Source organism: uncultured Nocardioides sp. (assembly GCF_947489365.1).
GTDB lineage: Bacteria > Actinomycetota > Actinomycetes > Propionibacteriales > Nocardioidaceae > Nocardioides.
In genome coordinates this window covers 415,324-434,506 of the sequence record NZ_CANLDB010000001.1, presented here as the reverse complement: position 1 = coordinate 434,506, position 19,183 = coordinate 415,324, and the positions used below count along the sequence as shown (strand labels likewise).

Here is a 19,183-nt window from a genome sequence, read left to right as displayed (position 1 = left end):
TCCTCCCAGCCTCAGTCGCCCCGACGGGCCAGCAGGTACAGCCGGTCGGTGGTCTCCTCGCGGGCGGCCAGGGGGCCACGGACGTACCACTCGACGTCGACCAGACCGGCGGCCTCCACCGCGGCCACCACCTCGGCCGGCCGGTGCAGCACGAAGTCGACGTCGATCTCGACGTCGAACCACTCCGTCGGGCTCCTCAGGTCCTCCCCCGCGTGCAGCGCGAGGACCAACCACCCGCCGGGTGCGAGGGGGCGGACCAGCGACGCCACCGCCTCGGTGAGCTCGGACGGCGCGAGGTGGATGAGCGAGTACCAGGCCAGGACCGCACCCCACCCGTCGGCGGACGTCGGACGCATCAGCCGGCGGAGGTCGCCGACCTCGTAGTGCCCGTCGGGGAACCGGCTGCGGGCCTGCTCGACCATCGCCGGGGACAGGTCGTAGCCCGTGGCCTCGACGCCGCAGTCGGCGAGGAAGGCGGTGACGTGGCCCGGTCCGCAGCCGACCTCGACGGCCGGCCGCTCACCGGCCAGCCACGCCGCCCGGTTCAGCACCCACCGCTCGAAGGGGAGGTCGTCGAGCTCGTCGGCGAACCGCTCGGCGTACGACGCCGCGACCGCGTCGTACGTCGTCCGCACCTTGACGTCCCGCGCCTGGGGCCCGTCGGCGAGGGAGGCCTCGCGGTCCGCGACGGCCGCGGTCGGGGCGGCCGCCTCGTCGTCGGCGGGGTCGCCGAGCAGGTGGCGCCAGCGGTGGTCCTGCTCGCGGGGCCGCTTCGGCAGCTGCTCGACGAGCGGCGGGTCCGCGGCGGCCATCGCCGACAGCACCGCCTCGACCTCGTCGCGGTCGGCGAACGGGTGAAGGCGCTCGGTCCGCGACCGCAGCGCGCCCGGCGGCTGCGGCCCACGGAGCAGCAGCACCGTGAGCAGGGCCCGGGCGTCCGCCGCCAGGTCGAGGACGACGGAGAGCCGCTGGACGTACTTCAGGGTCCGACGCCCGGAGTCCGCCCAGGTGACCCCGACGAGGTCGCGCTGCTTCAGCGCCGCCAGGGTCGCCTGCACCTCGCCGTCGTCGTACTCGCTGACGGGCTCGCGGCTGCTCGCCTGGTTGCAGGCGGTCCGTAGGCCGCCGAGCGTCATCGGGTAGCTGCCGGGCACCGTCACCTCCTTCTCCAGGAGGGCGCCGAGCACACGCTGCTCGGGGGCGTCGAGGACGGGCAGCTCAGGGAGGACGGTCGCTCCGGACACGGCGCGAGCCTACGGCTCCAGCGCCGCGCGCACCTCGCGGACCACGTCGTCGACGTCGCCGTCCGCCTCGAGGACGACGACGCGCGCGCCACCCCCGGGCGCCGGGGCGAAGAGCCGCAGCACGTCGGCGAGCGCGCGGTCCAGCGCGGCGGTCGTCTCCGACGACCCGACCTCCTCGGTCCGCAGCCACCGGCGCAGCACGTGGTTGTGGGCGGTGACCACCCCGGCGGCGAGCACCTCGGCGCGGACCTCGCCGGCCTCGCCGTCGCCCACCCGGCCGCGGAAGAACTCCCGGAACAGGCGCTGGTAGGCCTGGAGGCCGGCCACCTCGCGCTGCCGCAGCGCCGGCACGGTCCGGGTCAGCCGGTAGCGGGCCCGGGCGCGGTCGCCCTCCGCGAGGTAGTGGGCGAGCACGAGGTGCGCCGCCTCGACGACCCCCGTGGCCACCGCGGCGGGTGGTGCCGTGGCGGCGACGGCGTCGAGGCGCGCCGCCACCCGGGCGAGCACCGCCGCGTGGTCGGGCAGGACGACGTCGTCCTTGGAGCGGAAGGCCCGGAAGAACGTCGTCCGACCCACGCCAGCGCGCTCGGCGACCGCCTCCACGGTGGTGGCGTCGTACCCGCGCTCGTCGAACAGGTCGTACGCCGCGGAGACGAGGCGGTCCCTGGTCGACTCGCGCGTGGACTCGGTCATCGGTACTGCGTACCATGACGGCAGTACTCCGTACCAGCGACGCGACGAGCCTGGGGGCCCGCACCATGAGCGACTTCGACCAGTTCCGCCTCTCCGACGACCACCAGGAGCTGAAGGCCGCCGTCCGCGATCTCGCGACCGACAAGATCGCGCCGTACGCCGCCGAGGTGGACGAGGACGCCCGCTACCCCCGGGAGGCCCACGACGCCCTGGTCGCCTCCGACTTCCACGCCCCCCACGTCCCCGAGCAGTACGACGGCGTCGGCGCCGACGCGCTCGCCGTCTGCCTCGTCATCGAGGAGGTCGCCCGCGCCTGCGCCACGTCCTCCCTCATCCCGGCCGTGAACAAGCTGGGCTCGCTGCCGGTCATGCTCGCGGGGGGCGAGGAGATCAAGCAGAAGTACCTGCCCCGCCTCGCCGCGGGCGAGGGCTTCTCCTACGGGCTGTCCGAGCGCGAGGCGGGCTCCGACACCGCCTCGATGCGCGCCAAGGCGGTGCGCGACGGCGACGACTGGATCCTCTCGGGCCAGAAGTCGTGGATCACGAACGCCGGCGAGTCGGAGTTCTACACCGTCCTCGCGGTCACCGACCCCGACGGCGCTCGCGGCCGCAACATCTCCGCGTTCGTGGTCGAGAAGGGCGACGAGGGGTTCACCTTCGGCGAGAAGGAGCGCAAGCTCGGCATCAAGGGCTCCCCGACCCGCGAGCTCCACTTCGACAAGGTCCGCCTCCCGGGCGACCGCATCATCGGCGAGCCGGGCACCGGCCTGCAGACGGCGCTGCGCACCCTCGACCACACCCGCATCACGATCGCGGCGCAGGCGGTCGGCATCGCGCAGGGGGCCCTCGACTTCGCGACGTCGTACGTGAAGGAGCGGGAGCAGTTCGGCCAGGCCGTCTCGGGCTTCCAGGGCGTGCAGTTCATGCTCGCCGACATGGCGATGAAGCTCGAGGCCGCCCGCCAGATGACGTACGTCGCCGCCGCGAAGTCCGAGCGCAACGACGACGACCTGTCGTTCTTCGGCGCCGCCGCGAAGTGCTACGCCTCCGACGCCGCCATGGAGATCACGACCGACGCCGTCCAGCTGCTCGGCGGCTACGGCTACACCCGCGACTACCCGGTCGAGCGGATGATGCGCGACGCCAAGATCACCCAGATCTACGAGGGCACCAACCAGGTGCAGCGCGTGGTCATGGCCCGTCAGCTGCTGAAGAAGGGCTGAGCGACGTAACGGACCGGGTGGGTCGCGGCAGGTAGTGGGCGATGCCTCCCGACGACCGCCCGTTCCGGCTCGAGGTCACCGAGCCGGAGCCGCCGCCCCACTTGCTCGAGCAGCTCGCCGAGGCGGCGCGAAACAGCACCCCGACGCCACGTCGGGCCGGACGCCGGGCCGCGACCGTGACGGCCGGGGTCGTCGTCGCGCTCGCGGGCGTGGGCGGCGCCTGGGCCACCGGTGCCCTGCCCGTCCCGGGCCTCCCCGACGGCGGGCTGCCGGTGATCGTGGACCGGTCCGACGACGACGCCCCCTCGCCAGCGCGGCGGCCCACGCCGGAGCCGACCGGGTCCGACACGCCCTCCGCCACCCCGTCGGACCGCCCCGACTCCCCCACCGTCCCGGGCACGACGCGCACGTCACCGCCCGACTCGTCACCGCCCGACTCGTCACCGACCGAGCGTCCCAGCGGCCGCGGTGAGCCGTCCGACCGTCCGTCGTCGAGCGCGCCGCCGACCACCGCGCCCCCATCGGCCACGCCGACCGCCCCCGGTCGGGGCGGTGAGAACCCCGGTCGCGGTGACGAGCGGCGCAACCAGGACCCGGGCGAGGGCAACCGGGGCCGAGGCCAGGGCCAGGGCAGCCAGGGCCGGGGCAGCCAGGGCCGGGGCAGCCAGGGCCAGGGCAGCCAGGGCCAGGGCAGCCAGAACAGTCAGGGGAAGGCGACGGGGCAGGACCGCTCCGAGGGCCGGGGGCCCGATGCGTGACGACCAGGTGGTCGCCGCGGCGAAGAGTGGCGACACGGAGGCCTGGCGCGCCCTGTACGCCGACCACGCCGGCCGCCTCGTCGCGTGGCTGTCCTCCCGACCCACCGGTGACACGGCCGGGTCGCCCGAGGACGTCGCCAGCGAGGCCTGGCTGGTGGCCGCCGCGAAGATCGCCGACTTCCACGGCTCGTCGTCGGACTTCGCGGGCTGGCTCTTCGGGATCGCCCGCAAGCTCAGCGGGGGGACGAAGCGGCGTGCGGACCGTCGTCGTACCCACCCCGGGGAGGTGGACGACCACCTCGACCGGGAGCCGGACCACGCCGTGGCCGTCGAGGGCCGGGACTGGGTCCGCGACGCCATCGCGTCGCTGCCACCCCGCGAGCGCGACGCGGTGGGGCTCGTCGACGGCCTCGGCTTCGACAACGCGACCGCGGCGGAGGCGCTCGGTGTCAGCGCGGTGTCCCTGCGGGTCGCGAGGCACCGGGGGTTGCGCAAGCTCCGTTCCCGGGCAGCCGCGGACCGCCGTCCGGACGGCGCCGGCGCCCCCTGACCCCCGGACCCCTCACGGCCCCCGCCGCCGGGGGGGACGACGGGGGCCGCACGGCCCGGGGGGGTCTGGGTCAGGCCTGCTCGGCCTGGCACTCCTCGAGGCGCTCCTCGGCGCGGGCGAGGCGCTGCTTCTGCGCCTTCTTGTCCTTCCTCGCCTCGTCGCGGCCGTCCTTCGCCCGCTCGAGGGCGCGGTCGGCGGCCTTCTCCTCGCGGGGGGTGTCGGCCTCGCCCTTCTGCCGCCTGGCCTTCTCCACCTTGTCCTTCTGACGCTCGAACACGGCGGTGACCTTCTCCAGCGCCGCCTCGGCGTCGTCGACCTTCTGCTGCTGCTTCGCGCAAGGCTCGACCGGCTCCCCTGCCGTGGCGGGGGCCGCGGCGAGGACGCCGAGACTCAGCGCGGAGCCGGCGAGGGCGCCGGCCAGACGGGTGGTGAGGTGCATGGGCTTCTCCTCGGGTCGGTGGGCCCCGGAACGGGCTCCCGACCACCACCTGCCGCCGGACGCCGCCGGCGTTACACCGGTTCAGCCGCGTGCGGCCACGCGCAGCCGCCCGCCCCGGCGCTGCAGCGTCGCGACGTGGAGCATCCGGGCGTTCGTGCCCGTCGGCCCGACCCGGCCGCGGTCCCACGCGGCGTACGCGAGACGGAGGCGCCCGGCGCGGTCGACGAACGCGTCGCCCCCGCCCGGTCCCTTCGCGCGGGGCCCGGAGGCCAGCAGCGGCCGCTGGTGGGTCCGGTCGACGCAGGGACCGGCCGGCGAGGCGCACTCGGCGTACCCGACGGCGTAGTCGCTGCTGTACCAGTCGTGCGCGGAGTAGAACAGGTAGTAGCGGCCGCGGTAGCGGGTCATCGACGGGTTCTCGATCACCCCGCCCTTCCACGTGCCGCGCACGAGCTCCAGCAGGGCGTGGCGCCGCGAGCCCGCCTTGAGACGGGTGCCGTCCTGCGACAGCTGCTGCACCATGAGCGCCGGCTCGCTGTCGGCGCGGTTCGGGATGCCCTCCCGCTTCCACAGCAGGAAGGTGCGGCCGTCGCCGAGCGTCAGCAGGTCCGGGTCGATGACCCCGCGCGGGGACGGCGGGTAGCAGACCAGCGGCCGGCGGGAGACGTGGGCGAACGGCCCGATCGGGCTCCGTGAGGTGGCGAGGCCGATGCAGCTGCGCCGGACCTTCGTCGCGGTCTCCAGCCGGGTGGCCGCGGAGTACGCCGCGACGTAGCGGGAGCCCACCCGCTCCACCGACGGCGCCCAGAGGCTGAACCCCTCCTTGCGCTCGCCCTTGTCGACCCGCGCGGCCCAGGCGGGCCGGGTCGGCATGGCGTCGTTGTAGCCGGGCCAGTCGGTCCACCGGCGGTGGTTCGGCAGTCCCTGGCGCGGGAACCAGTCGCGCAGGTTCGGCGACGTCATCAGGTTCAGGTTCAGCCCGTCGTGGTTGGTCGCGACGGCCACGAACCGCTGGCCCACCCGGACGACCGACGGGTCGGCGAACATGCCGGTGTAGCGCTCGCCCGCGTAGAAGCGCTCGGTGCTGGTGCGGGGCTCGTCGGGGCCCGACGCGAAGGGGTCCGGGACCCCGCGGCTGCCCCAGTCGCGGGAGGGCATGTCGCGCGACGGGACCGAGCCGGGGGCGTCGGGGTCCGGGGTGTCGGGGTCCGCGACGGCGGGTCCGCCGCCGACCGCGAGGGCCAGCACGAGGCACGCGGCGACCAGGGCGGGGAGCAGTCCGCCGGAGCGCGTCCTCACTCGGGGAGCGTCTCGTCGGGCAGGGAGCCCAGGCCGGCGAACGCCGGGAGGTACGGCGAGACGTCGCCGTGGACCACCATCGCGCGGAGCTGGTCCTCCGTACGACGCGACGTCAGCGCCCGGAACAGCTCGAAGCCGTCCGCGGACACCACGCACGCCGCGTCGTCGGCGCTGCCGCGGGTGACGAAGGTCCACGGGTCGCCCCCGGCCCCCCGGGCCTCGACGAGCAGCAGGGGCGGCAGGTCGGCGGCCGCGTCGGCCAGCCGGCCGGCGAGCCGGTCGCGGACGACCCGCAACCCGTCGGAGTCGCGGGCGCCGGGCTGGTCGAGCGCGCCGCGGAGGTCCTGCTCGTGGATCACGACGTCGTTCAGCGGCCGGGAGCCGTTCTCGCCCATCCAGGCGACGAGGTCCTCGACGAGCTCGCCCCACTCGGCGAGCAGCTCGGCGACGCTCCGGTCCCGGCGGGCCTCGACCTGGGCCTTCGTCCACTGCTCGTTGTGGTCGTCGGGCTCGTCGCCGTCGAGGACGTCGGCGGCGAGGCCGACCATGTGCGACAGCAGGTCGCGCACGGTCCAGTCCGGGCAGGCGGGGACGACAGTGCCGGCCCGTCGGGGGTCGAGGCCGGTGAGCAGCCCGACCACCCGGCTGTGGGCCTCACGCCACGCGAGGATGGGATCCATGGCGGGATCCTAAGCAGCGTCGGCCGTCCTGTGGGGTGTCGGTCTCGACCCCGGGGTGGTCGGCGCGGGTCGGCAGCCCCGCTCAGGGCTGGACCAGCAGCTCCTCGGCGTACGGCGGGTCGGCCCCGGGGCGCGACACGGTGATCGCGGCGGCCCGCGCCGCGAGCGCGAGGAGCTCCGCGCGGGCGTCGGCGTCGAGGGCGAGGAGCCGCGCCCGGGCCTCGGGTCCGACGACCCCCCGCTCCCAGAGTCCGTGCAGCATCGCGGCGCAGAAGGTGTCCCCCGCGCCGATGGTGTCCGCCACCGCCACGCGGGGCGCCGCCACGGAGGTCTCGCCGTCGGTGGACACCCAGGTCGGGCCGTGCTCCCCGCGGGTGAGGACGACGACCGCGGGGCCCAGCGCCAGCAGGCGACGGGCACCGTCGAGGGGGTCGAGGTCGGGGTAGAGGTGCTCGAGGTCCTCGTCGGAGGCCTTCACGACGTCCGCGGCGGCGGCGGTCGCCTCGATGCGGCCCACGACGTCGGGACCGGTGCCGGTGACGACGGCGCGCACGTTGACGTCGTACGAGACGAGGGCGGTGGACGCCAGACGGCGCACCAGGGCGAGGACGTCGTCGGCCCCGGGCTCCAGCACGGCCCCGAGCGAGCAGGTGTGCACGGCCACGACCTCCGGCAGGTCGCGCAGCCCGCCGAGCCGCCAGTCGAGGTCGAACTCGTAACTGGCGGAGCCGTCGGGTGCGAGCGTGACCACGGCCGAGGAGGTGTGGTCCACGACGGCGCCCGGGTCGGCGGCCATCCGCACCCCGTCGCGCGACAGGTGGGCGTCGAGCAGCCGACCCAGGCGGTCGTCGGCGAAGCAGGTCGCGAGCCACGTCGGCCGTCCCAGCCGGGCGAGCGCGACCGCGACGTTGGCTGCGCTCCCGCCGGGGAGGTCGGTGTCGGTCCCGTCGTCGCCGCGGAGGACGTCGACGAGCGCCTCCCCGACGACCAGCACGGAGGGGTCGTGCGACGGGACGTCCGCTGCCTGGGTCATGAGGGGTTTCTACCGCACCGCACCGACCTCGGGCCGGGCGTCCGTGGGCCGGGTCGTCCCGGTGGCCCGCACCACGAGCACGCCGACCGCGGCGAGCGCGAGGCCGCGCGGGACCTCGATCTGCAGGCCCGCGAGGAACGGCAGCACGGGCACCGGGACCAGCAGCACCACCAGGGCGGCGACCATCGTCCAACCGATCCACGACGGCAGGGACGACCGCACGACGGTGATGCCGAGGACGGCGAGGCACCCCATCATCACCAGTCCACCGATCGCCTGGGTGGCGAGGAAGACGGGGGCGTCGACGATGGAGTCGGCCGGGTCGATCAGGTGGGCCGCCGCGGGGTCGCGGGCGATGACCGGGGCGACCATCAGCTCGACCGCGAGGTGGGGCACGACGACCACGACGAGGGCGACGAGGTGACCGATCGCCGCGATGGTCCCGACCCGTCCGACGTGGGGTGCGAGGTGCACGACGGCGACCGGGAACGCCACCACGAGGAGGACGGTCCCGGTGAGCAGCAGGCTGAGGGCGACGGGTCCGCCCGCCGCGGTGAGGGCCGCGGCGCTGTGCGCCCGACCGTCGACGACCGGGTGCAGCAGGCCGCCGGCGAGGCAGAGCGCGAACTGGACGACGAGCGTCACGCCGCCGGCGCGCTGGAGGGTCCGGGGTGACATGGGTTCTCCTCGGTGAGGGGTGCGGTTGACCCCCGGAGCGTGCGCCCGCGTCCTTGCCGGGCGCTTGTGCTCGAGTAGCACCCCTACGGTGGGCGCGTGGACCTCCCCGCCGCCGACCCCGCCGACCCGCGTCCGCCGTACGAGCAGCTGCGCGCCGCGATCGCCGAGCGCGTGACGGACGGGCGCCTCGCCGCCGGCACCCGGATGCCCAGCGTCCGCGGACTGGCCGGTGAGGTGGGTCTCGCCGTCAACACCGTGGCCCGCGTCTACCGCGAGCTCGAGGCGGACGGCGTCGTCGTCACCGAGGGCCGGCGCGGCACCTTCGTCGCCACCTCCGCGGCCGGCTCCGACCTCCGCGCGGCGGTGACGGCGTACGTCGACGCGGCCCGACGGGCGGGGGTGTCCGCCGAGGAGGCGGCGGCCCTCGTCACGCGTTCCTGGCAGGCCGGTCGGTGACGCGCCCGTGAGGTACGTCGTCCTCGGCGCCGGCGCGGTCGGCGGGGTCGTCGGCGGCCTGCTGGCCCGCGCGGGCACCGACGTGACGCTGGTGGCCCGCGGGCCGCACCTGGACGCCGTCCGCCGCGACGGGCTCCTGGTCGTCCGGGGCGACGAGGAGTGGCGCGTCGACGTCCCCGCGGTCCCGGACGCCTCCGAGGCGGGTCTGGACGCAGCGGGCACCGTGCTCGTCCTCGCCGTGAAGTCGCAGCACACGGCGGCGGCGCTCGAGCCGTTGCTGCCGCTGCCGGTCGACCTGCCCGTGGTGTGCCTGCAGAACGGCGTCGCGAACGAGCGGCTCCTGCTCCGTCACAGCGCGCGGGTGCACGGCGTCTGCGTGATGCTCCCCTGCGCCCACCTCGAACCCGGCACCGTGAGGCTGTTCTCGCTCGGGCGGCCGGGCATCCTCGACGTCGGCCGCGCCGCCGGCGGCGTCGACCAGGTCGACCGCGCCGTCGCCGGGGACCTGGTGGGTGCCGGGTTCCTGTCGGAGCCCCGGGGCGACGTGATGGCGTGGAAGCACCGCAAGCTGCTGATGAACCTCGGCAACGGCGTGGACGCCGCGTGTGGGGACGGCGAGGCCGCCGCCGAGCTCGTCGCCCGCTGCCGTGCCGAGGGCGAGGAGGTCCTCGCCGCGGCGGGCGTCGCGGTGACCTCGGCCGAGGACGACCGTGCGCGCCGGGCGGAGCACCTGCGCCCCCTCGCCCGCGACGACGGCGTCGGCTCCTCGACCTGGCAGAGCCTGCAGCGCGCCGGCGGGGCGGGCGGCACGACCGAGGCCGACCACCTCAACGGCGAGATCGTGCTCCGGGCCAGGCTGCTGGGCCGGCGGGCGCCGTACAACGAGGTGGTCCAGCGCGCCGTCGCCGAGCTGGCCCGCGCCGGCGGCCGCCCCCGCTCCCTCGACGCCGCCGGGCTGCTCTCCACCGCCGAGTCGGCACGTCTGCGCACCTGAGGAACGCCGAGTCGGCACGTCTGCGCACCTCAGCGACCTCGAGTCGGCACGTCTGCGCAGGCCGGGAACCCCGGAGACGCCAGGACGCGCAGACGACCGAGTCGTCTGCGCGTCCGGGACGGAGCGGGTGGAGCGGAGGATCAGGCGTTCTTGTCGCCCTCGCCGACGGGGGCGGCGTCCTCGGTCGAGGCCTGCGTCTGCGGGTCCTCGGTGCCGGCGGCCGGCTCGGCCTCCTCGGAAGCCTCCTCGACCACGTCGTCGGTGCCGGTGTCGCCACCGGTGGCGTCCTGCGCGGTGGGGGCGTCGCCGGCCTCCTCCTCGCGGGCCGACTCGTCCACCAGGGTGGGCTCGTCGGTCTCGGCCACGGGGGCCGGGGTGTCCTCGGACGGCTTGCTCACGGGCTTCTCCTTGTCGGCGGACTTCTCCGACGCGGTGTACGGCTCGGTGACGAGCGCGATGACAGCCATCGGGGCGTTGTCGCCCTTGCGGGGACCGATCTTGGTGATCCGGGTGTAGCCGCCCGGACGGTCCGCGAAGGTCGGCGCGATCTCCGTGAAGAGCTTGTGCTGCGGGTACTTGTTGACCACCAGCACGCCCTCCTCGTCGAAGGCACGCTGGTCGACACCGTTGAAGAGCTCACGCAGGACCAGGCGACGGTTGTGCAGGTCGCCCTTCTTGGCCTTGGTGATCAGCTTCTCGGCGAAGGGCCGCAGCACACGGGCCTTCTTCTCGGTGGTGGTGATGGCGCCGTACTCGAAGAGCTGGGTCGCCAGGTTGCGCAGGATGAGGCGCTGGTGCGCCGGGCTGCCGCCGAGACGGGGTCCCTTGGTGGGCTTGGGCATGCTGCTTCTCTCGCTCTCTCCCCGGCCGTACCAGGTACCGGGGTAGTGGGCCGCCCGTCACGTCGACGGGCGGCATCTCAGGGTCGTACGGGGATCAGTACTGCTCGTCCTCGACGTAGGCGTCGTCGTTGTCGTCGTCGCCGTACGCCGCCAGGGCCGCGGTCGGGTCGAAGCCGGGCGCGCTGTCCTTGAGGGACAGACCCATCTCGACCAGCTTGGCCTTGACCTCGTCGATCGACTTCGCACCGAAGTTGCGGATGTCGAGGAGGTCCTGCTCCGAGCGGCTGATGAGCTCACCCACGGTGTGGATGCCCTCGCGCTTGAGGCAGTTGTACGACCGGACCGTGAGCTGCAGGTCCTCGACCGGCAGGGCCAGGTCGGCGGCCAGCTGCTCGTCGACCGGCGACGGGCCGATGTCGATGCCCTCGGCCTCGACGTTCAGCTCGCGGGCCAGGCCGAAGAGCTCGACCAGCGTCTTGCCCGCCGAGGCGATGGCGTCGCGGGGCCGGATCGACGGCTTGGTCTCGACGTCGATGACCAGACGGTCGAAGTCGGTGCGCTGCTCGACACGGGTGGCCTCGACCTTGTAGGTCACCTTCAGCACGGGGCTGTAGATCGAGTCGACCGGCATGCGGCCGATCTCGTTGTCGGCGCCCTTGTTCTGGACGGCGGAGACGTAGCCGCGGCCGCGCTCGACGACGAGCTCCATCTCGAGCTGGCCCTTGTCGGACAGGGTCGCGATGACCAGGTCGGGGTTGTGCACCTCGACGCCGGCCGGGGGCGCGATGTCGGCGGCGGTGACCTCACCGGCGCCGGACTTGCGCAGGTACATCGTCACGGGCTCGTCGTGCTCGGAGGAGACGACGAGGGACTTGAGGTTCAGGATGACCTCGGTGACGTCCTCCTTGACACCCTCGATCGTCGAGAACTCGTGGAGCACGTTGTCGACCTTGATGCTGGTGACGGACGCACCGGGGATCGAGCTGAGGAGGGTACGACGCAGCGAGTTGCCGAGCGTGTAGCCGAAGCCGGGCTCGAGCGGCTCGATGACGAAGCGGGAGCGGAAGTCGTCGACGACGTCCTCGGACAGGGTGGGGCGCTGTGCGATGAGCACTTGTTCTTTCCTTCCCGGGCCCACCCGCTATTTGACGGGCCCGAACTGCGTGGCGAGCTGAGGCTGACGGACGAGAGGCTCCTGCCGGTGCCGGCCCCCACGATCGGGGGCCGGCACCCGCCGGGTCACTTCTTGGAGTAGAACTCGACGATCAGCTGCTCCTGCACCGGCACGTCGATCTGCGCGCGCACCGGGACCTGGTGCACGAGGATCCGCATGCGGGTGGGCAGCGCCTGGAGCCACGCCGGGACGACCCGCTCGCCGTGGGTCTCGCGAGCCACGATGAAGGGAGTGGTCTCGAGGGACTTCTCCTTGACGTCGATGATGTCGTACTGGCTGACCTGGTACGACGGGATGTCGACCTTCTTGCCGTTCACCAGGAAGTGCCCGTGGGACACCAGCTGGCGGGCGTGACGACGGGTCCGGGCGAAGCCGGCGCGGTAGACCACGTTGTCCAGGCGGCACTCCAGGAGCTGGAGCAGGTTGTCACCGGTCTTGCCGGGACGCCGCGAGGCCTCCGCGTAGTAGTTGAAGAACTGACGCTCCATGATGCCGTACGAGATGCGGGCCTTCTGCTTCTCGCGCAGCTGGAGGAGGTACTCGCTCTCCTTGATGCGGCCACGGCCGTGCATGCCGGGCGGGTAGGGGCGACGCTCGAACGCGGCGTCGCCACCGACGAGGTCGACGCCGAGACGGCGCGACTTCTTGGTCATGGGGCCGGTGTAACGGGCCATGTCTCAGATGCTCCTCGGTGTGCTGTGGTCGGCGGGGCTCAGACGCGACGGCGCTTGGGCGGCCGGCATCCGTTGTGGGGCGTGGGGGTGACATCCTGGATGGTGCCGACCTCGAGGCCGACCGCACCCAGGGAGCGGATCGCCGTCTCGCGACCCGAACCCGGGCCCTTCACGAAGACGTCGATCTTCTTCATCCCGTGCTCCATCGCCCGACGACCCGCCGCCTCGGCGGTCATCTGCGCGGCGAACGGCGTGGACTTGCGCGAGCCCTTGAAGCCGACGGTGCCGGCGGAGGCCCAGGAGATCACTGCACCCGAGGGGTCGGTGATCGTGACGATCGTGTTGTTGAACGTGCTCTTGATGTGGGCCTCGCCCTGAGCGACGTTCTTCTTCTCCTTGCGACGCACCTTCTTGGCGCCCGCGGTGCTGCGGCTCTTCGGTGGCATACCTGCTCCTGTGTGTCCTGGTGTCGATGCTCAGGTGCTACGACGTCGCCCCGCGTCCGTGAGGACGGGGACGACGGAGCTCACCTGGCCTTCTTCTTGCCGGCGACGGCGCGCTTGGGTCCCTTGCGGGTGCGCGCGTTGGTCTTGGTGCGCTGACCGCGGACCGGGAGGCCCTGACGGTGGCGACGACCCTGGTAGCTGCCGATCTCGATCTTGCGGCGGATGTCCGCCTGCACCTCGCGGCGCAGGTCGCCCTCGATCTTGAAGTTGGCCTCGATCTCGTCGCGGAGCTTGACGAGCTCGTCGTCACCGAGCTGGTGGACCCGGGTGTCCGGGTTCACGCCGGTGGCTGCCAGGAGCTGGCGGGAGCGGGTACGGCCGATGCCGTAGATGTAGGTGAGAGCGATCTCCACGCGCTTCTCGCGCGGGAGGTCGACTCCAACGAGGCGTGCCATGTGCTGGCGGTTTCCCTTCGGTTGCCACAGAGGTGTCGAGACGTGTCGCGCCCCGTGGTGCCCGGGATCGTTCCCGGCACGGGCTCCGGCCCCTGCTCCGGAGGTGTCTCACCCGGGGGGACCCCGGGCCAGCGTTCACGTCGTGTGTGGAGTTGTGGTGCCGGTCCCCGTGGGGACCGTCGTGCCGGTGGTGCTGTGCGGTGCTGCGATCAGCCCTGGCGCTGCTTGTGCCGGGGGTTGTCGCAGATGATCATGACTCGGCCGTGGCGGCGGACCACCTGGCACTTGTCGCAGATCTTCTTGACGCTGGGCTTGACCTTCACGGGTGGAGGTCCTCTCGGATCGGCTGGTGAGTGGAGCTACTTGTAGCGGTAGACGATCCGTCCACGGGACAGGTCGTACGGCGAGAGCTCCACCACCACGCGGTCCTCGGGGAGGATCCGGATGTAGTGCTGTCGCATCTTGCCGCTGATGTGCGAGAGAACCTTGTGCCCGTTGCTCAGCTCGACGCGGAACATCGCGTTCGGCAGGGCCTCGATCACGGTGCCCTCGATCTCGATCACGCCTTCTTTCTTCGGCATGTCCTCGCTTGTCTCGACTCGACGAATCTGTCTCTGGTCTACCGTGGCCCGCAGAACCTCCCCGCCACCCTGCTTCTCGGTGGGCGACGGACGGACCTCGTGGACGTGCTCGTGGACGTCCTGTTCCCGACGTACGTCGGGCAGCCGCTGGGCGTCACGAGACAGGCCCACGTGGGGCCAAGGAACAACACTAGGTCATGGGTGGTCGCGCGGGGTAATCCACGCGACCGGTCCCGTTCAGCCCTCGACCAGCAGGCGGAGGGTCTCCTCGCGCGCCGGGGCGCGGTCGGCGTCGGTGCCGGTCCAGGCGCCCGCGACGGGGTGGACCATCACCTCGTCGACGCCGTACGTCGCGGCGAGCTCGGCGAGGCCGGCCCGGGCGGTGGCGGGGTCGCCGATCACCCAGCGCCGGGCCATCGCGTCGACGAGGTCCGCGTGGGCCGCGGGCAGCTCGACCTTCTCGGCCTCCTCCACCAGCACCTGCGGGTCCAGCCGCCCGGCGGTCCGCAGCGCCAGCATCCCGAGCAGCTGGGGCCGGGCGAGGCGCATCGCCTCGTCACCGTCGGCGGCGACGGAGACGTTGACGGTGAGGAAGGTCCGCGGCTCGGCGAGCTCGGCGCTGGGCACGAACTGCGAGCGGTAGAGGTCGAGCGCCTCGGCGGTGCCCTGCCCGGAGAAGTGGTGGGCGAAGACGTACGGCATCCCGTTGCGCGCGGCGAGACGGGCGGAGAAGTCCGAGGACCCCAGCAGCCAGACGTCCGGCGTCGACGTCGCGAGGGGCGTGGCCCGCAGCTCGTGGCTCCGGCCACCGACGCTCACGCCGACCCCGGCCGGGTCCATCATCGCCCGCACGTTGTCGACGTGCTCGGCGAACCGCTCCGCGGCGTCCTCGCTGACGCCGCCCCCGCCGTACCGCAGGGCGTAGCTGGTCACCGGGTCGCTCCCGGGTGCGCGTCCCAGGCCCAGGTCGATCCGGCCCGGGAAGGCGGCCTCGAGCAGCGCGAACTGCTCGGCGACGACGAGGGGCGCGTGGTTGGGCAGCATGACGCCGCCCGAGCCGACGCGGATCCGCTCCGTCGCCGCTGCGAGCATCGCGATGAGGACCGGCGGGTTCGTCGCCGCGACCGCCGGCATGTTGTGGTGCTCGGCCACCCAGTAGCGTCGGTAGCCGTGCGCGTCGGCCACCTGCGCCAGGTGGCGCGCCGCGTGGACGGCGTCGGCGCTGGTCTGGTCGGTGCGCACGGGCACCAGGTCGAGCACGGACAGGGCGGGCATGGCGGCAGCGTTCATCGGTGTCTACAACGACCCGGGCGGCCCACCTGTTCCCCGGCGGTCGGGTCCCCGGATCTCGTGGCTCGGCCGTGGCCGGCCTCGCACCTCGATCTCCGGAGCCGCCCCGCTGGTCGAGCAGCACGCGAGCGCAGCGAGCGCGCGTCGTCGAGACCGCCGGCACTAGGCCGTCGGTCGACTCACCGGGTCTCGACCCGCGTGCGCGCCTTCGTCCCTCAGGCGCGCGCTCGCTCGACCTGCGCCGCGTCACGGCCTCGCAAGCTCGGCCGAGGCGGCTCAGCGGTCCGGGGCGGTGGCGCTGCGGCGGGTGAGGACGAAGGCGATCACGATCGTCGCCGCGCAGAGCACGCCGAGCATCACGATGTTGCCGAGGTACTGCCCGACGGTGTCGGAGTACAGCGGGTCGGGGGTCTCCCCCGGACGCCGGTCCAGCGGGCCGTGGATGTCGACCGACGACCCGGCCGCCGAGAACGCCCACCGCGACGGCGCCAGCCAGGCGAACTGCTCGAGGATCGGGCGGTCGTTCACCGCGAACAGCGCACCGGACAGCACCAGCTGGACCATCACCAGGCCGACCAGGATCGGCATCGTCTGCTCGGAGCTGGTGACCAGCGCCGAGAACGCCAGGCCGGTGACCGCCATCGTGAACGCCAGGGCGCCGATGGCGAAGGTGATCTCCAGCCGTCCCAGGCCGAGCACTCCCCCGTCGTCGGGGCCGGGCAGCCCGACGGTGGCGATGAAGGTGACCAGGACGCCCTGCAGGAAGCAGGCGGTGCCGAGGACGATGATCTTGGACGCGAGGTAGACGCCGGGCGACAACCCGACGGCGTACTCGCGCTTGAAGATGGCGCGTTCCTTGATCTGCTCGCGGATGGTCACCGCGACCCCCATCAGGGCCGCCGCCACGATGAGAATCGTGAGCCGCTGCTGGACCTCGGACACGCGGAAGTCGGCCTCGGACAGCGACATGCCGGCGTCGCCCTGCACCAGGCGGCTGAGGCCGCCGAGCACCAGGGGCATCAGCACCAGCATCGCCAGCAGCAGCCGGTCGGAGACGGTGAGGGCAAGGTTGCGCCGCACCAGGGTCAGCAGCTGCCGCGAGAGCGACTGCGGTGGGGGCGGGGTGACCGAGGTGTTCGCGCCGAGGGCGGGCATGCCGCCGGTGTGCATCGCGCCGGGGGGCGGCGGGATGCGCTGCCACAGGTCCGGCTCGTCGAGCATGTCGAAGACCTCGGGGTAGGTCCGGCACCCGAAGTGTGCGAGCACGCCCGACGGCGGGCCGAAGTAGGCCAGCCGGCCACCGGGCGCGAGGACGATGACGTTGTCGCAGGTGTCGAGCGCCAGCACGGAGTGGGTCACGACCACCACGACGCGGCCCTCGTCCGAGAGGTCCCGCAGCTGCAGCATCACGTCGCGGTCGAGGCCCGGGTCGAGGCCCGAGGTCGGCTCGTCGAGGAACAGCAGCGGGGGCGCCGTCAGCAGCTCGGTCGCGATGGAGACCCGCTTCTTCTGCCCGCCCGAGAGCTGGGTGCCGATGCGGTTGTCGACCTGGCGCTGCAGCTGCATCCGGCCGACGACCTGCCCGACGCGCTCGTCCCGCTCCTCCTTGCCGGTGTCGGGCGGGAGACGCAGCATGGCGGCGTACGACAGGCCCTGGCGCACCGTCAGCTGGGGGTGCTGGATGTCCTGCTGCGGCACGAGGCCGATCTGGAAGCGCAGCTGCTCGTAGTGGGTGTAGAGGTCGTGGCCCTGCCACACGACGTTGCCGTGGGACGCCGGGTTGAGACCCGTGAGGGCCCCCAGGAGCGTCGACTTGCCGGAGCCGGACGGCCCCACGACCCCGGTGAGGGAGGCGGGCTCGAGCTGGAAGGAGACCCCGTCGAGCAGCTTCTTGCCGCCCTTCACGACCTGCGTGAGCCCCTCGACCCCGAGGGTGAGGTCGCTGCGGCTGGCACGGGAGACGAGCTGGTAGCCGTCCCACACGAAGGTCTGGTTGCCGATCGCCACCTCGTCGCCGCCGGACAGCGGCACCGGGCCCTGGATGCGGCGGCCGTTGACGTGGGTGCCGTTGAAGCTGCCGAGGTCGCGGAGCACGGGCTGCATGGCGCCGAGCTCGAGGGTCGCGTGCTGGCGCGAGACCAGCGGGTCGTCGAGGAACACGTCACTGGTGCGGCTCCGGCCGATGCTCAGCGTCGCCGCGCCGCCCTGCGGCCGGCCCTCGGGGAGGATCGTCCGCCCGTGCTCCATCAGGCCGGGCGGGGCCATCCGCGGTCCGCTCCCCTGGCCCATCGGGGCCGCCTGGCCGGGCCACCCCTGCTGGGCCGCCGGGGCGGCCGGAGGCGCTCCCCACCCCTGCTGCACGGGTGGGGCCTGCCCCCAGCCCTGGTGCGGCGGGGGCCCCTGCGGGGGCACGCCGTACGGCGGGGTGGCCGGCGGTGCCTGGACGGGCGCCGCGGCGCCGGGCTGCGGCGGAGGCGGGGCGGCCTCGCCGTCGCCGGCGAGCTGCACCTCGACCAACGGGCCGGTGCGGCCACCGAGCCGGAAGGACACCGGACCGTCGGGCAGGCGGACGTGGCTGACGCGCTGGCCGCCCATCCAGGTGCCGTTGGTGCTGCCCACGTCGACGAGGAACCAGCCCTCACCGGCCAGGCGGAGCTCGGCGTGGCGACGCGAGACGTCCTCGTGGGAGACGACGACCTCGCAGCGCGCGTCACGCCCGAAGGTCACCGACGGGCCCTCGAGCACGACGGCTCGGCCGTCGTGGCTCACACGGACACGGCGACGGTCGACTCCCGCCCCCGGCTGCTGCGCACCGCTCATGCACGGCCTCCCCTCGGTGGTCGCTCGTCACCGTAGTCGAGATCCGCCGTGCGCACGCCGAGACGACCCAGCCCCGCGCGGCCCCCGTCGAGCGCCGTCAGCACCCAGGGCCCGTCCTCGGTGAGGGCGACCGTGTGCTCGCTGTGCGCGGCCCGCGAGCCGTCGAGGGTGCGGACGGTCCACTCGTCGTCGTCGACGTCCACCTCGTCGGTGCCGAGCGTGACCATGGGCTCCACGGCGAGCACCATGCCCACCACGAGGCGGGGCCCGCGTCCCGGCTTGCCGACGTTGGGGACGTCGGGTGCCTGGTGCAGCGCGGTGCCGATCCCGTGGCCCGTGTAGTCGCGCACGATCCCGTCGTACCCGGCCGCACGCAGGGACGAGGCGACGGCGTGCGAGACGTCGCCGACACGCTCACCGGGACGCGCGGCGGCGATGCCGGCCCACATCGCGTCCTCGGTCGCCGAGACCAGCGCCCGCTCCGCCGGAGGCACCTCACCCACGGCGACCGTGATCGCGGCGTCCCCGTGCCAGCCGTCGACGATCGCCCCGCAGTCCACGGACACCAGGTCGCCGTCGGCGACGACCGTGTCGTCCGGGATCCCGTGGACGACGACGTCGTTGACCGACGTGCAGATCGTCGCCGGGAAGCCCTGGTAGCCCAGGAAGGACGGCGTCGCCCCGGCGTCGCGGATGGTCCGCTCCGCCAGGGCGTCGAGCTCGGCGAGCGTCACCCCCGGAGCCACCGCGGAGCGGAGCACCTCGAGGGTGCGGCCGACCACCAGGCCGGCGCGTCGCATGGCGCGCACCTGCTCGGGGGTCTTGACCTCGATCCCCCGGCGACGCCAGAGCAT

Annotated in this window: 22 protein-coding genes; 5 read left to right on the top strand and 17 right to left on the bottom strand. The window is 73.6% G+C overall.

The genetic code is table 11. The annotated features are described in order from the left end of the window. Nucleotides 1–11 precede the first annotated feature (11 nt). Nucleotides 12–1,244, bottom strand: coding sequence for a DUF480 domain-containing protein (locus Q0858_RS02145; protein ID WP_299050558.1), 1,233 nt, complete (start codon nt 1,242–1,244; stop codon nt 12–14). Between the two features lie 9 nt (nt 1,245–1,253). After that, nucleotides 1,254–1,937: a TetR/AcrR family transcriptional regulator gene (locus Q0858_RS02140; protein WP_299050556.1), complete on the bottom strand. Its 684-nt coding sequence runs from the start codon at nt 1,935–1,937 to the stop codon at nt 1,254–1,256. Nucleotides 1,938–2,002: 65 nt separating this feature from the next. Here Q0858_RS02140 and Q0858_RS02135 point away from each other — a divergent pair, with 65 nt between their 5' ends. From Q0858_RS02135 to Q0858_RS02125, 3 genes are read left to right on the top strand one after another with little or no spacing between them, the layout of a single operon-like run. After that, entirely contained in the window at nt 2,003–3,160 is a 1,158-nt protein-coding gene (locus Q0858_RS02135) for an acyl-CoA dehydrogenase family protein (RefSeq protein WP_299050555.1), read from the top strand. A 41-nt stretch (nt 3,161–3,201) separates the two neighbouring features. Further along, entirely contained in the window at nt 3,202–3,918 is a 717-nt protein-coding gene (locus tag Q0858_RS02130) for a hypothetical protein (RefSeq protein ID WP_299050553.1), read from the top strand. Beyond that, a complete protein-coding gene (locus Q0858_RS02125) occupies nt 3,911–4,468 on the top strand; it encodes an RNA polymerase sigma factor (RefSeq protein WP_299050550.1) in 558 nt (185 codons plus the stop codon). Before Q0858_RS02130 ends, Q0858_RS02125 begins: the two co-directional genes overlap by 8 nt. A 70-nt stretch (nt 4,469–4,538) precedes the next feature. Here Q0858_RS02125 and Q0858_RS02120 read toward each other — a convergent pair whose 3' ends face one another. The 5 genes from Q0858_RS02120 to Q0858_RS02100 all read right to left on the bottom strand — a co-directional run bounded on the left by Q0858_RS02120 (nt 4,539) and on the right by Q0858_RS02100 (nt 8,597). Further along, complete coding sequence (locus Q0858_RS02120; protein ID WP_299050548.1) at nt 4,539–4,907, bottom strand: hypothetical protein; 369 nt, start codon at nt 4,905–4,907, stop codon at nt 4,539–4,541. 81 nt (nt 4,908–4,988) lie between these two features. Further along, a complete protein-coding gene (locus Q0858_RS02115) occupies nt 4,989–6,206 on the bottom strand; it encodes a glycoside hydrolase family 43 protein (RefSeq protein ID WP_299050546.1) in 1,218 nt (405 codons plus the stop codon). Continuing rightward, a complete protein-coding gene (locus Q0858_RS02110) occupies nt 6,203–6,886 on the bottom strand; it encodes a maleylpyruvate isomerase family mycothiol-dependent enzyme (RefSeq protein ID WP_299050543.1) in 684 nt (227 codons plus the stop codon). The genes Q0858_RS02115 and Q0858_RS02110 overlap by 4 nt, the downstream gene beginning before the upstream one ends. 82 nt (nt 6,887–6,968) lie before the next feature. Beyond that, nucleotides 6,969–7,919: a PfkB family carbohydrate kinase gene (locus Q0858_RS02105; RefSeq protein ID WP_299050542.1), complete on the bottom strand. Its 951-nt coding sequence runs from the start codon at nt 7,917–7,919 to the stop codon at nt 6,969–6,971. Nucleotides 7,920–7,928: 9 nt separating this feature from the next. Then, nucleotides 7,929–8,597, bottom strand: coding sequence for a hypothetical protein (locus Q0858_RS02100; protein ID WP_299050539.1), 669 nt, complete (start codon nt 8,595–8,597; stop codon nt 7,929–7,931). 96 nt (nt 8,598–8,693) lie between these two features. Here Q0858_RS02100 and Q0858_RS02095 point away from each other — a divergent pair, with 96 nt between their 5' ends. Beyond that, on the top strand, nt 8,694–9,053 hold the full coding sequence (locus Q0858_RS02095; protein WP_299050537.1) for a GntR family transcriptional regulator: 360 nt from the start codon (nt 8,694–8,696) through the stop codon (nt 9,051–9,053). A gap of 7 nt (nt 9,054–9,060) precedes the next feature. Then, on the top strand, nt 9,061–10,047 hold the full coding sequence (locus Q0858_RS02090; RefSeq protein ID WP_299050535.1) for a 2-dehydropantoate 2-reductase N-terminal domain-containing protein: 987 nt from the start codon (nt 9,061–9,063) through the stop codon (nt 10,045–10,047). A 140-nt stretch (nt 10,048–10,187) separates the two neighbouring features. On the opposite strand, the gene rplQ is transcribed toward Q0858_RS02090, so the two are convergent. The 10 genes from rplQ to map all read right to left on the bottom strand — a co-directional run bounded on the left by rplQ (nt 10,188) and on the right by map (nt 19,183). Continuing rightward, a complete protein-coding gene (gene rplQ / locus Q0858_RS02085) occupies nt 10,188–10,889 on the bottom strand; it encodes a 50S ribosomal protein L17 (RefSeq protein ID WP_299050533.1) in 702 nt (233 codons plus the stop codon). A 94-nt stretch (nt 10,890–10,983) separates the two neighbouring features. Continuing rightward, nucleotides 10,984–12,003, bottom strand: coding sequence for a DNA-directed RNA polymerase subunit alpha (locus tag Q0858_RS02080; protein WP_299050531.1), 1,020 nt, complete (start codon nt 12,001–12,003; stop codon nt 10,984–10,986). A 125-nt stretch (nt 12,004–12,128) separates the two neighbouring features. Continuing rightward, on the bottom strand, nt 12,129–12,737 hold the full coding sequence (gene rpsD, locus Q0858_RS02075) for a 30S ribosomal protein S4 (protein ID WP_299050529.1): 609 nt from the start codon (nt 12,735–12,737) through the stop codon (nt 12,129–12,131). Between the two features lie 38 nt (nt 12,738–12,775). Then, nucleotides 12,776–13,183 carry a 30S ribosomal protein S11 gene (rpsK, locus tag Q0858_RS02070; RefSeq protein WP_299050527.1) on the bottom strand — a complete coding sequence of 136 codons (408 nt, stop codon included), beginning with the start codon at nt 13,181–13,183 and terminating at the stop codon, nt 12,776–12,778. A gap of 80 nt (nt 13,184–13,263) precedes the next feature. Further along, entirely contained in the window at nt 13,264–13,638 is a 375-nt protein-coding gene (gene rpsM, locus Q0858_RS02065) for a 30S ribosomal protein S13 (protein WP_299050525.1), read from the bottom strand. Between the two features lie 209 nt (nt 13,639–13,847). Next, the gene (gene rpmJ / locus Q0858_RS02060) at nt 13,848–13,961 is read right to left on the bottom strand and encodes a 50S ribosomal protein L36 (protein ID WP_299050523.1); all 114 of its coding nucleotides are present in this window, start codon (nt 13,959–13,961) and stop codon (nt 13,848–13,850) included. Between the two features lie 36 nt (nt 13,962–13,997). Next, the gene (gene infA, locus Q0858_RS02055) at nt 13,998–14,219 is read right to left on the bottom strand and encodes a translation initiation factor IF-1 (RefSeq protein WP_240239214.1); all 222 of its coding nucleotides are present in this window, start codon (nt 14,217–14,219) and stop codon (nt 13,998–14,000) included. A gap of 237 nt (nt 14,220–14,456) precedes the next feature. Then, nucleotides 14,457–15,494, bottom strand: coding sequence for an LLM class flavin-dependent oxidoreductase (locus Q0858_RS02050; RefSeq protein ID WP_299050518.1), 1,038 nt, complete (start codon nt 15,492–15,494; stop codon nt 14,457–14,459). 291 nt (nt 15,495–15,785) lie between these two features. Next, nucleotides 15,786–18,329, bottom strand: a complete 2,544-nt coding sequence (locus Q0858_RS02045) for an FHA domain-containing protein (RefSeq protein ID WP_299050515.1) — start codon at nt 18,327–18,329, stop codon at nt 15,786–15,788. Further along, nucleotides 18,326–19,183: a type I methionyl aminopeptidase gene (map, locus tag Q0858_RS02040; protein ID WP_299050513.1), complete on the bottom strand. Its 858-nt coding sequence runs from the start codon at nt 19,181–19,183 to the stop codon at nt 18,326–18,328. Before map ends, Q0858_RS02045 begins: the two co-directional genes overlap by 4 nt.

Bases quoted from the DNA above. Each gene is read 5' to 3' on its own strand.
- Q0858_RS02045 (WP_299050515.1), bottom strand. From the start codon at position 18,329: ATGAGCGGTGCGCAGCAGCCGGGGGCGGGAGTCGACCGTCGCCGTGTC.
- Q0858_RS02140 (WP_299050556.1), bottom strand. From the start codon at position 1,937: ATGACCGAGTCCACGCGCGAGTCGACCAGGGACCGCCTCGTCTCCGCG.
- map (WP_299050513.1), bottom strand. From the start codon at position 19,183: ATGCTCTGGCGTCGCCGGGGGATCGAGGTCAAGACCCCCGAGCAGGTG.
- rpsK (WP_299050527.1), bottom strand. From the start codon at position 13,183: ATGCCACCGAAGAGCCGCAGCACCGCGGGCGCCAAGAAGGTGCGTCGC.
- Q0858_RS02050 (WP_299050518.1), bottom strand. From the start codon at position 15,494: ATGCCCGCCCTGTCCGTGCTCGACCTGGTGCCCGTGCGCACCGACCAG.
- Q0858_RS02135 (WP_299050555.1), top strand. From the start codon at position 2,003: ATGAGCGACTTCGACCAGTTCCGCCTCTCCGACGACCACCAGGAGCTG.
- Q0858_RS02130 (WP_299050553.1), top strand. From the start codon at position 3,202: ATGCCTCCCGACGACCGCCCGTTCCGGCTCGAGGTCACCGAGCCGGAG.
- infA (WP_240239214.1), bottom strand. From the start codon at position 14,219: ATGCCGAAGAAAGAAGGCGTGATCGAGATCGAGGGCACCGTGATCGAG.
- rpsM (WP_299050525.1), bottom strand. From the start codon at position 13,638: ATGGCACGCCTCGTTGGAGTCGACCTCCCGCGCGAGAAGCGCGTGGAG.
- Q0858_RS02100 (WP_299050539.1), bottom strand. From the start codon at position 8,597: ATGTCACCCCGGACCCTCCAGCGCGCCGGCGGCGTGACGCTCGTCGTC.
- Q0858_RS02120 (WP_299050548.1), bottom strand. From the start codon at position 4,907: ATGCACCTCACCACCCGTCTGGCCGGCGCCCTCGCCGGCTCCGCGCTG.
- Q0858_RS02105 (WP_299050542.1), bottom strand. From the start codon at position 7,919: ATGACCCAGGCAGCGGACGTCCCGTCGCACGACCCCTCCGTGCTGGTC.
- rplQ (WP_299050533.1), bottom strand. From the start codon at position 10,889: ATGCCCAAGCCCACCAAGGGACCCCGTCTCGGCGGCAGCCCGGCGCAC.
- Q0858_RS02125 (WP_299050550.1), top strand. From the start codon at position 3,911: ATGCGTGACGACCAGGTGGTCGCCGCGGCGAAGAGTGGCGACACGGAG.
- rpsD (WP_299050529.1), bottom strand. From the start codon at position 12,737: ATGGCCCGTTACACCGGCCCCATGACCAAGAAGTCGCGCCGTCTCGGC.
- Q0858_RS02110 (WP_299050543.1), bottom strand. From the start codon at position 6,886: ATGGATCCCATCCTCGCGTGGCGTGAGGCCCACAGCCGGGTGGTCGGG.